The organism is Arcticibacter svalbardensis MN12-7 (genome assembly GCF_000403135.1).
Classification (GTDB): domain Bacteria; phylum Bacteroidota; class Bacteroidia; order Sphingobacteriales; family Sphingobacteriaceae; genus Arcticibacter; species Arcticibacter svalbardensis.
In genome coordinates this window covers 1-11,262 of sequence record NZ_AQPN01000056.1, presented here as the reverse complement: position 1 = coordinate 11,262, position 11,262 = coordinate 1, and the positions used below count along the sequence as shown (strand labels likewise).

The window sequence follows — 11,262 nt, the reverse complement described above, 5'->3', positions numbered from 1 at the left end:
GGTTACGCATGACAGGTATTTCCTCGACAATGTTTGTAATCAAATTATAGAGCTGGACAAACAACGCTTATTTAATTATAATGGTAACTATAGTTATTACCTGGAAAAGAAGTCAGAGCGCGAAGCAGACGATGCCTCTTCTCTTCAAAAGAATCGTAATCTATTAAAGAAGGAATTAGAGTGGATGAGAAGGATGCCTCAAGCAAGGGCGACTAAATCTAAAGCAAGGATAGACTCTTTTTACGAACTGGAAGCAAAGACTAAAACTAGTCAGAATTTAAAGGTAGAGTTGAGTACATCTGTTTCCAGACAGGGTAATAAGATCATCGAGATTAAAGGAGTTCAGAAGGGATTTAACAATAAGGTTTTCATAGAAGATTTCAGCTATACCTTTAAGAAAGGTGACAAGATAGGTATTGCCGGAAGAAATGGAACAGGTAAATCAACCTTATTAAATTTAATCACGGGTTTAATTCAACCAGATGCTGGAACAATATCTATTGGAGAAACGATTGTATTTGGCTATTACCAACAGAGCGGTTTAGAATTAAATAAAGATGAACGCGTTATTGATGTAGTAAAGAATGTGGCGGAGTATATCATGATGGCTGATGGAAAGACATTAACGGCCTCGCAATTACTTACCCACTTCCTCTTCCCTCCTGCTAAACAACATAACATGGTTAGCAAATTAAGTGGAGGAGAAAAGAAACGGCTTCAATTAATGCGGGTGTTAATGAAGAATCCAAATGTCTTGATTCTGGATGAGCCAACTAATGATTTAGATATTGATACATTAAATATACTGGAAGATTTTTTGGAACGTTATTCGGGTGTCCTTCTCTTAGTATCGCATGATAGGTATTTGATGGATCGCTTAACGAATCAATTGTTTATTTTAGAAGGTAATAGTAAAGTGAATATCTATTCTGGAAACTATACAGATTATCGCTTAGAAAAAGACAATGAAGTAAAGACTAAAGAGAGCAATAAAAATACAGCACCAACTAGTGAAGGTTCAAAAAAGAACAAGCTTTCTTATAAGGAAGAAAAGGAATTAGAAGCAATTGATGTTCAGGTTCCTGATTTAGAGAATCAAATTCAATTATTAACCGCGCAAATGAACAGTGGTATTACAGATCATCAACAGCTTACAGCACTTGCTGATGGCATTCAAAAGCTTAAAAATCAATTGGATTTAATCAGTGTTCGCTGGATAGAGTTAACAGAAATACAAGAAAACCAATAAAGGTTCCACGTGGAACTTTAAGGACATATAAACGTTCCACGTGGAACATCAACAAAATGTTTAAAAAATACGATATAATAGTTGTAGGGGCAGGACATGCAGGTTGCGAGGCAGCAGCATCTGCTGCGAACCTTGGATCTTCAGTACTTTTGATTACAATGAACATGGCTACTATAGCTCAAATGAGTTGTAATCCTGCTATGGGTGGAGTAGCAAAAGGTCAAATAGTAAGGGAGATTGATGCCATGGGTGGTTATTCCGGTATCGTTTCTGATAAGTCTACTATCCAATTCCGGATGTTAAACAAGTCTAAAGGGCCTGCCATGTGGAGTCCAAGGACACAAAACGACAGGATGAGATTTGCTGAAGAATGGCGACTTATGCTAGAGCAAACACCTAATGTGGACTTTTGGCAAGATACCGTAAATGAATTACTGGTTAAGGGAGACCGGGTAGCTGGTGTTAAAACCTCACTAGGAATTAGCATTGAAGCAGATGCGGTAGTCTTAACTAATGGTACCTTTTTAAATGGACTGATCCATATAGGGGAGAAAAGATTTGGTGGAGGCCGTACAGCTGAAAAATCTGCAACAGGATTAACCGAACAACTCAACGAATTAGGCTTTACATCCGGAAGGATGAAAACAGGGACCCCTCCCCGTGTAGACGGAAGAAGTCTTGATTATTCCTTAATGGAAGAACAATGGGGAGATGATAATCCTGGCAAGTTTTCTTTTACTGATGTAGAGGTACCCCAACAACAAAAATGCTGTTGGATCACTTATACGAATTTAGACGTTCACGAAACGCTTAAGGAAGGCTTTGAAAAGTCGCCTATGTTTACCGGACGAATTAAAGGTTTAGGTCCACGGTACTGTCCTTCCATTGAAGATAAAATAAACCGCTTTGCTGATCGCGACAGACATCAGATCTTTGTGGAACCTGAGGGTTTACACACAGTAGAAATATATGTAAACGGGTTTTCAACTTCTTTGCCAGAAGATATCCAATACAAAGCATTAACTAAAATACCTGGATTTGAAAAGGTAAAGATGTTCAGACCAGGTTATGCTATTGAATATGACTTTTTCCCTCCTACTCAATTAGGGTTAACACTTGAAACAAAACTGATAAAAAATCTATTTTTTGCAGGCCAGATTAATGGAACTACAGGATACGAGGAAGCAGCCAGTCAGGGTTTCATCGCAGGAATCAACGCGCATCAGAAAATTAACGATCTGCATGAATTGATTATGAAAAGATCTGAATCTTATATTGGCGTTTTAATAGATGACCTGGTAACTAAAGGAACCGAGGAACCTTACAGAATGTTTACTTCAAGAGCAGAACACCGTTTGTTATTAAGGCAGGATAATGCAGACATTAGACTCACTCCTATTGGTCACCAATTAGGATTAGTAAATGATAAAAGACTGGAAAAAGTAAATAGGAAAATAGAAAATTCAGATACAATCATTAAATATCTAAAATCTACATCTATTGAGCCTTCCTTAATTAATAACTTGTTAGAAGAACTTGGAACATCTGCATTAACTCAAAACTTTAAACTTTTTCAATTAGTAACCCGTCCTCAGGTTTCTCTGAATGATTTAAGAAAGGTAAGTGCGGGCTTAAATGACTTGCTTATGCAGTTTGATATTGAAACCGTTGAACAGGCCGAGATTAAAGCTAAATATGAAAGCTACTTTGAGAAAGAGCTGGAAATTGTAGGAAAGATGAAAAAAATGGAAGATCAGGAAATCAATCCTAACTTTGATTATTCAGGCATGGTATCCTTATCAAAAGAGGCAAGAGAGAAATTAAAGAAAATAAAGCCAAGGACCTTAGGTCAGGCTTCAAGAATATCAGGCGTTTCTCCCTCAGATATATCAGTGATTATGGTACATTTGAAATAAATAGCTAATTATTTGATATACAATTAGTTATGTTAATTAAAAAGAATCAAAAATAAGTCGCTTTAAGCGACTTTAAAAATAAAGTAATACTTGAGTTCCATAATACACTTTAATTCTCTTAAAAAGCCACTAAATGCTCCGTTTTGCGAAATACAGTATTTTTGTAATATTCTCTACACTTCTTATAATTATGCTTGGATATGGATGCGCTAGTATCCAAACGCCAACGGGTGGACCCAAGGATAGCATTCCACCAAAGGTCTTAAAAGAGACGCCTGCTAATTTTACGACTAATTTTAAAAGCAAAGAAATAAATATCCAGTTAGATGAATATTTCAAAATTAGTAATGAAGCAAAAGAATTTAGTGTATCTCCTGCTACGGATAAAAATCCTTATTTTAAAATAAAGAAGAAATTCTTAAATATAAAATTTCAAGATACACTTGCTGCAAACACAACATATACGATAAACTTTGGCCGAGGACTAGTGGATTATAACGAAGGGAACATATTAAAGAATTACATGTATGTGTTGTCTACCGGCAATAAAATAGATTCGCTTACCATATCAGGAACTGTTCTGAACACCTTGACTAAAAAGCCGGTATTAGATGCTACAGTATTTATAATACCGATTAGTCAAGATACTATTTTTGGAAAGAGAAGAGCGAATATTTTTACAACCACAGATTCTTCAGGTGTATTCAATTTAAAATACCTAAGGCCTGATACGTATCGAGTCTATGCTTTGAAAGAAGAAGGAGGAGATCGGATTTACAATTCCACTAATGAGGAAATCGGGTTTATTAAAGATTCATTGGTATTGACCAAAAATACAACTGGTATTAAACTTGAACTATTTAAAGAAGAAGCAAAGATTTTCCGGATAATGGATCGCAAGATAGAAAAAGATGGAAAAATACTATTTCTATTCAACAAACAATTAAGCAACCCAGCCGTAAGAATAATTCAACCTAAGGAGCTTGATGCATCAAAAATTACGGAATTCAGCAAAACAAAAGACAGCTTATCCATGTGGACAGAAAATATGAATTTCGATTCCATACAGGTTGCTATTATTAATAATGGAATACCTATTGATACAAGTGTAATAAGAAAGGGCAAAAAGGATGATTATAAAAGGGAATTAAAAATAACAGATAACATTCCTAATTCAAGAATAAAACCAGGAACAGACTTAATTCTTAGCTTTTCAGCACCCATAGGAACCAAAATAGATCCATCTAAAATAACGCTATTGCAAGATTCAATATCTGTAAACGGATTGAGAATATTTAAAGACACCACTTCTAATAGCCGCTACATCTTTAAGTTCCCATGGAAACTTGAAAAAAAATATATTCTAAAATTAGAAGAAAAAGCATTTACAGGATTATTTGGCGGAGAAAACAAACCTTTTGATAAGGCATTTACAAGAGATGAAGAAATAAACTATGGAAATCTTGCTTTAGCTGTAACTGTCCCAGACACGGCAACACACTATATTGTACAACTTCTTAATCAAAATGGCGAGCTCTTAAGAGAAAATCCGATTACGAAAAGTACAACCATAAATTATATTACGTATGCTATTGGCAAATATAATTTCCGGATTATTTACGATACGAACAAAAATAATAAATGGGATACAGGTGATGTCTATTTAAAGAAATCACCCGAAAATATATGGAATGCAGGGATAGAAATAACCTTAAGAGCAAACTGGGATTTAGAAGAAAAATTGACTATTCCACCCGAGACTGGAGCCATTACATTAGTTCCAGCTCCAGCTAAATGATCTAATTAAAGTTACTTTTGCTGATGTGTGATGCTTTCGAAAAAGTATATTTATAAAGGCTTAATAACTTTAAATAATAATTCATCCGGGAAACATAATCCATTATTTCATTGAAATACTATTTATTTATTAAAACACTTTAAGAAAAGGTATTCTTTTGATTATGTATATTCCAAGAGGTACATTACTTTAACAATTTATTAGTCCAGAAAAATAATCTATTCATAAAGATTAAGCTTACGGAGTTGTGATCCAATTTGATTAATTACCCCTCAGGAGACATAATCCATTTGGAGTACATAATATAATTTAATGGAAGTTGTTTTAACATCTCCCGCTGTTCATCAGTAATAGCTTTAACTTTCTTAGCAGGAACACCAGCATATATATACCCTGATTCACAGATTGTATTTTCAAGAACAACAGATCCGGCAGCAATAATAGTGAAGGACTGAACAACCACATTATCCATCACAATTGCGCCCATTCCAACTAAAATATTATCCTCAAGCGTACAACCGTGCACTAAAGCGTTATGCCCTATTGAAACATTATTGCCAATATAAGTAGCCGCTTTAAGATACGTACAATGAATCACAGCACCATCCTGTATATTGACGTTATAACCAGCTCTTATGGCATTAACATCACCTCGGATCACGGCATTATACCACACCGAGCAATTGTTACCTAAAACCACATCACCCACTATGGTACTATTTGGAGCAAGAAAACAATCCTTACCAAATTTTGGAATTATACCCTTTACAGGGACTATCAACGACATAAGCTATTTTTAAATTTATAATATAGTATCCTTAGTTTCATCCTGATGAAAAGGATAATCAGTTGTAAAATGCAGACCTCTGCTTTCCTTTCGCTTTAATGCCGATTTTATCACCATATAAGCAGTTTGAATGACATTTCTTAACTCACACAGCTTAACAGAAAGTTTGGTGAATTTATAAAAGTCTTCCGTTTCTTCGTAAAGAAGACCTAGTCTCCGCATGGCACGGTCAAGTCTAAAATCTGAACGTACAATACCTACATAATCACTCATAATTTTTTGCGTTTCGCGTAGATTGTGAGTAACCAGGATATCCTCATTAGAAAGCTGCGTATTTGTTTCATCCCATTCAGGGATATCCGTAGGGATCTCTATACTGGCAAATTTATCCAGAGAATCCGCATAGATACGATGAGCAAAAACAAGAGCTTCGAGCAAAGAATTCGAGGCTAACCGGTTTGCGCCATGTAAACCGGTGGAAGAACATTCTCCGCAAGCATATAAACGATGAATAGAAGATTTTCCATTTTTGTCGACCATAACGCCACCACACATATAATGACAAGCAGGAGTTACAGGAATCATATCCCTGCTCATATCTATTCCAATGCTTAAACACCGGGCATAAATATTTGGAAAATGAGTTAAAATATCCTCTTTAGAACGATGTGTGATATCCAGGTAAACGAAATCCTCACCAGACTTTTTCATTTCCGAATCAATAGCCCGGGCAACAATATCCCTTGGTGCTAACGATAACCGCTCATCATAAAGATGCATGAACTCCTTACCATCCCTACTTTTTAACACGCCACCGAAGCCACGTACAGCTTCGGAAATAAGAAAAGAAGGATATTCTCCCGGATTATATAAAGCAGTAGGATGAAACTGAATAAATTCCATATTTCTAACCTTACCCTTGGCACGATAAACCATTGCAATACCATCACCAGTTGCAATAACCGGATTGGTTGTATTCGAATAAATATGACCAGCACCTCCTGAACCCATCACGGTAACTCTGGAAAGGAACTTCTCTACTCTTCCCGACTTTGTATCCAAGGCATAAATTCCATAACACTCAATATCATCAGATCGCTTATCAACAAATATGCCCCGATGATGCTGTGTAATAAGTTCTACAGCAAAATAATGAGTTAATATTTCAATATTGGAATTACTATGCACCTGCTCTAATAAGGCACGTTCAATTTCGAAACCAGTTATATCCTTATAATGAAGAACGCGGTGTTCGGAATGTCCTCCCTCTTTAGCTAAATCATAAAAACCCTTGTTCGTTTTATCAAACCTGGTACCATATTCTATAATCTCTCTGATTCTTTCAGGACCTTCATTAACTACTATATCAACAATTTCCTGATTACATAATCCATCACCTGCAATTAGGGTGTCATCTACGTGTTTGTCGAAAGAATCTTGTTTATCCACAACTACAGCCACCCCACCCTGGGCGTACTTCGTGTTAGATTCATCTTCATTTGCTTTTGTAACTATCAGTACCTTACCGTGTTTTGCGGCCTTTAGTGCAAAACTTAATCCTGCTATTCCAGAACCTATAACAAGGAAATCAACATCTCTCATGAATAACTATTTTAAAAAACTAAATATAACACTGTGTATGTTGATAACTGCAATAAAGATGTTAATTAAAGGTATAAAAAGGCTTATAAATATTAATAACTAATGGTTACCGGACATTTTAGGAAATTTTCTTTTATTTTTAATAAAGTTTTGAGTTCAAATAACACAGTTATTAACTTTCTGATCACCTCAAATAAATCACATTATAAAAAAACCGTCAAATATTTGGAAAATATATATGTCTCCTTTTAAAGTACTTATCACAACTAAAGTGTTAATAACTTGTTAATATTTAAGGTATAAATCATTTTACACTATAAATTTAAGCACACTACCAACATTACTAACACACTAATAACCTATAAGATTCTTTATATATATAACTAATTATAATTATTGAGATGTTAGAAATGGATACTTTTGAGGAAATAAAGAGCAGGTAATTATGACAGAGCGTTTCTGTTTAGAAAGTTAATTTGAAAAGAAAATAAGTTGGAGATTAAAATAAGAGAAAACTGTTTTTAGCGAGTCTAAGATTAAAAAGAAGCGCAGGCTGTTTAAAAATTTAAATAATATTCCAGAAACAATTTATATTTACAGGAAGGTTAGAAATGAATATTTTAGAGGAGTTAAATATGAAGGGTTTCATAGAAGAGCCCATTGATCCTACCTTGGATCTATATGTTGAAATTGAAAAATTAAAAAAGGAAAAGAATGCAGTAATACTTGCTCATTATTATCAGGAGCCTGATATTCAAGATATTGCTGATTATATTGGAGATAGTTTAGGCCTTTCACAACAGGCTGCAAAAACTGATGCTTCGATGATTGTATTTGCTGGAGTGCATTTTATGGCCGAAACAGCTAAAATATTGTCACCTGAAAAAAAGGTTTTGTTGCCCGATTTAAAAGCTGGATGCTCTTTGTCTGATAGTTGTCCACCCGTACTTTTCGCTAAGTTTAAAGAAAAATACCCAGATCATTTAGTCATCACTTATGTAAATTGTTCTGCGGAATTAAAGGCATTAAGCGATATCGTTTGTACCTCATCCAATGCAGTTCAGATCGTAGAAAGCTTACCAAAGGATCAGAAAATAATATTTGGTCCGGATAAAAATCTAGGTAAATACGTGGCTAAAAAGACTGGTCGCAACCTAGTACTCTGGAATGGTGCATGTATGGTACATGAAATTTTCTCCCGACAACGTATTATCAAACTACAAGAGCGCCATCCCAATGCAAAATTCATAGCACATCCTGAATGCGAAGATGCTGTTTTGGAATTAGCCGATTACGCAGGTTCAACAACAGGTTTGTTAAAATACACGATAAACAGTCCTGCTACCGAATTTATAGTAGCTACCGAAAGTGGTATTATTCATCAGATGCAAAAGGAAAATCCCGGTAAAACGTTTATTCCTGCACCTCCGGATAATAGTTGCGCTTGTAATGATTGCCCTCACATGAAACGTAATACACTTGAAAAGCTCTATCTTTGCATGAAAAATGAGCTTCCGGAAATAACTATACCATTGGATATTATTGAAAAGGCGAGGATTCCAATTGCAAGAATGCTTGATATTTCCGCCAAATTAGGATTGTAATAGATTACTTTGCTTTAATTAATAATAATTAAGTAAATAAAACTAGTAAGAATACCCTTCAAATACCTGCATAAAAAACAAAGGGATTGGGTGCAGGTAGTATTAAAGGGGAGTTTTAATTACTCAACCTCTTATCAAGTTAAAAGGGAGTTGCAATAAATAAAAAAACCTGTCAAATAAGCGAGGTTAAATTATAGAATTATGTTTGAAAACGTCGAAAAAAGTGAAATAGATAATTTGGGTGAATTTGGTCTGATTGATCACCTGACAAAGAATATAATTCTTACACAACCCTCAACGATTAAAGGTGCTGGAGATGATGCTGCAGTACTTAATTTCGAAGATAAAAAGACGCTTATTTCTACCGATCTTTTATTAGAAGGTATTCATTTCGATCTTGCCTATACCCCCTTAAAACATTTAGGCTATAAAGCGATTCAAGTCAATTTAAGCGATATATACGCCATGAATGGTACAGCTACTCAAGTAACCGTATCCTTAGGCTTATCGAGTAAGTTTCCTATTGAAGCTGTTGAAGAGTTGTATTTAGGTATGTTGCTGGCCTGTAAAAAGTATGAAATTGATCTGATAGGAGGCGATACCTCTGCTTCTAAACAAGGTTTGGTTATCAGTATTACCAGTATTGGTTATGCGGATGAAAAAGACATTACCTATCGTAATACAGCACAGGAAGGTGATCTTATCTGTGTTTCAGGCGATTTAGGTGGCGCTTATGTAGGCCTTCAACTATTGGAACGTGAAAAAATGGTTTACCTGGAGAATCCTCAGATTCAACCTGATTTAGAAGGTAAAGACTACATTATTGAGAGACAGTTAAAACCGGAAGCACGAAGAGATATCGTATTAGCTTTGAAAGAAATGGGTGTTAAACCGACTTCTATGATTGATGTATCGGATGGATTGTCTTCCGAACTCATCCATATTTGCAAGCAATCTGAAAAAGGATGTAATTTATATGAAGAGAAAATTCCACTTGATCCAATGACTTTTGATACAGCCAGAGAGTTTAACCTTGATCCTTCCATTTGTGCTCTAAGTGGTGGAGAGGATTATGAATTGCTCTTTACTGTTAAACAATCAGACTACGATATCATTAAAAATAACCCTGATATTACTGTAATAGGCCATATCACCGAACAGACAGCAGGAATGAATCTTATATCCCGTTCTGGAAAGGTACACCCTTTGAAAGCACAAGGCTGGAATGCATTCAATAAATAATTGGTTTTAATATAATATTCATTTAAAAGTACAAGCCGGACTTGCTTTCATTAAATTATAACTCGGCATAAAATCAATTATTTATATAGCAGACTTGCTTTTTAATCTTCTAAATAGCTGCTTAAGAGCATTATTCCTCTTCAATGAGATATTTAGAATCTATTTTTTTTGATGATTTAGCACCAAGTTTTCTTAGGTTTTCTACCCTGCCAATTAAATTACCATTACCAGAGGATAACTTACCAAATGCATCCGAATAGGCATCCTTGGCACCATCAATTTTCTCCCCTATTTTTTTAAGGTCAGTAATAAAACCAACGAATTTATCATATAAAGCACCCGCTTTTGTTGCAATATCAATGGCATTACGAGTTTGCTGTTCCTGTTTCCAGACAGAAGAAATGGTCTTAAGCGTAGCAAGTAAGGTTGATGGCGTCACAATGACCACCCTTCTGCTCCAGGCGTACTCAAATAACTCCAGATCATGTTTGATCGCTACAGCAAATGAAGATTCAATTGGAATAAATAGCAAAACAAAATCGGGCGAATTAATGCCATATAAATCACAGTAATTTTTGCTGCACAAATTTTTAATATGCCCCTTTATAGAGTTGATATGATCGTTTAAAAAGGTCATACGATCTGATTCTTCTTCACAGTTTACCAGCCGCTCATATGCAATAAGAGACACCTTAGAATCAATAATCAGATGTTTATTATCAGGCAGGTTAACGACCACATCGGGTTGAAGCCGATTGCCATCCTCATCAGTAAAACTAGTTTGCTTGCTGTAACTTTCGCCCAAAATAAGTCCTGAAGCCTCTAATATTCGATCCAGAATAACCTCTCCCCAATTTCCCTGTTTTTTAGTGTCCGCTTTTAAAGCCTTAGTTAGGTTGTGTGCCTCCTCTGAAATCTGTTTATTCAAATCTATTAACTTAGAAATCTCTCCCTTAAGGACATTGCGTTCGTCTGATTCTGTCTTATAAACTTTATCTACTTTTTGTTCAAAGAGCTTAATATTTTCCTTCAATGGATTTAATAAATTATCCAGGTTAAACTGA

Annotated in this window: 8 protein-coding genes; 5 read left to right on the top strand and 3 right to left on the bottom strand. The window is 35.2% G+C overall.

The window, feature by feature from the left end; genetic code table 11:
- The 3 genes from ADIARSV_RS06995 to ADIARSV_RS06985 all read left to right on the top strand — a co-directional run.
- On the top strand, positions 1-1,249 hold a 1,249-nt coding region (locus ADIARSV_RS06995; RefSeq protein WP_040299363.1), incomplete at its 5' end, for an ABC-F family ATP-binding cassette domain-containing protein.
- Positions 1,250-1,305: 56 nt separating this feature from the next.
- Positions 1,306-3,165, top strand: a complete 1,860-nt coding sequence (gene mnmG / locus ADIARSV_RS06990) for a tRNA uridine-5-carboxymethylaminomethyl(34) synthesis enzyme MnmG (protein ID WP_016194739.1) — start codon at positions 1,306-1,308, stop codon at positions 3,163-3,165.
- Positions 3,166-3,298: 133 nt separating this feature from the next.
- The gene (locus ADIARSV_RS06985; protein ID WP_083936533.1) at positions 3,299-4,963 is read left to right on the top strand and encodes an Ig-like domain-containing protein; all 1,665 of its coding nucleotides are present in this window, start codon (positions 3,299-3,301) and stop codon (positions 4,961-4,963) included.
- Positions 4,964-5,228: 265 nt separating this feature from the next.
- On the opposite strand, the gene ADIARSV_RS06980 is transcribed toward ADIARSV_RS06985, so the two are convergent.
- Both ADIARSV_RS06980 and nadB read right to left on the bottom strand, forming a co-directional pair.
- Complete coding sequence (locus ADIARSV_RS06980; protein ID WP_016194737.1) at positions 5,229-5,750, bottom strand: gamma carbonic anhydrase family protein; 522 nt, start codon at positions 5,748-5,750, stop codon at positions 5,229-5,231.
- 15 nt (positions 5,751-5,765) lie between these two features.
- A complete protein-coding gene (gene nadB / locus ADIARSV_RS06975; protein WP_016194736.1) occupies positions 5,766-7,352 on the bottom strand; it encodes an L-aspartate oxidase in 1,587 nt (528 codons plus the stop codon).
- Between the two features lie 611 nt (positions 7,353-7,963).
- On the opposite strand from nadB, the gene nadA reads away from it, so the two are divergent.
- Positions 7,964-8,956 (top strand): quinolinate synthase NadA, encoded by a 993-nt coding sequence (gene nadA, locus ADIARSV_RS06970; RefSeq protein WP_016194734.1) that lies wholly within the window; start codon positions 7,964-7,966, stop codon positions 8,954-8,956.
- A gap of 201 nt (positions 8,957-9,157) precedes the next feature.
- Positions 9,158-10,198: a thiamine-phosphate kinase gene (gene thiL, locus ADIARSV_RS06965; protein WP_016194733.1), complete on the top strand. Its 1,041-nt coding sequence runs from the start codon at positions 9,158-9,160 to the stop codon at positions 10,196-10,198.
- 130 nt (positions 10,199-10,328) lie between these two features.
- Here thiL and ADIARSV_RS06960 read toward each other — a convergent pair.
- Positions 10,329-11,262 (bottom strand): DNA recombination protein RmuC (locus ADIARSV_RS06960; protein WP_040299360.1); only part of this gene is annotated, 934 nt, incomplete at its 5' end.

What these genes read in the sequence shown, in the direction of transcription:
- ADIARSV_RS06980 (WP_016194737.1), bottom strand. Translation starts at nt 5,750, where the DNA reads ATGTCGTTGATAGTCCCTGTAAAGGGTATAATTCCAAAATTTGGTAAG.
- ADIARSV_RS06985 (WP_083936533.1), top strand. Translation starts at nt 3,299, where the DNA reads ATGCTCCGTTTTGCGAAATACAGTATTTTTGTAATATTCTCTACACTT.
- thiL (WP_016194733.1), top strand. Translation starts at nt 9,158, where the DNA reads ATGTTTGAAAACGTCGAAAAAAGTGAAATAGATAATTTGGGTGAATTT.
- nadA (WP_016194734.1), top strand. Translation starts at nt 7,964, where the DNA reads ATGAATATTTTAGAGGAGTTAAATATGAAGGGTTTCATAGAAGAGCCC.
- nadB (WP_016194736.1), bottom strand. Translation starts at nt 7,352, where the DNA reads ATGAGAGATGTTGATTTCCTTGTTATAGGTTCTGGAATAGCAGGATTA.
- mnmG (WP_016194739.1), top strand. Translation starts at nt 1,306, where the DNA reads ATGTTTAAAAAATACGATATAATAGTTGTAGGGGCAGGACATGCAGGT.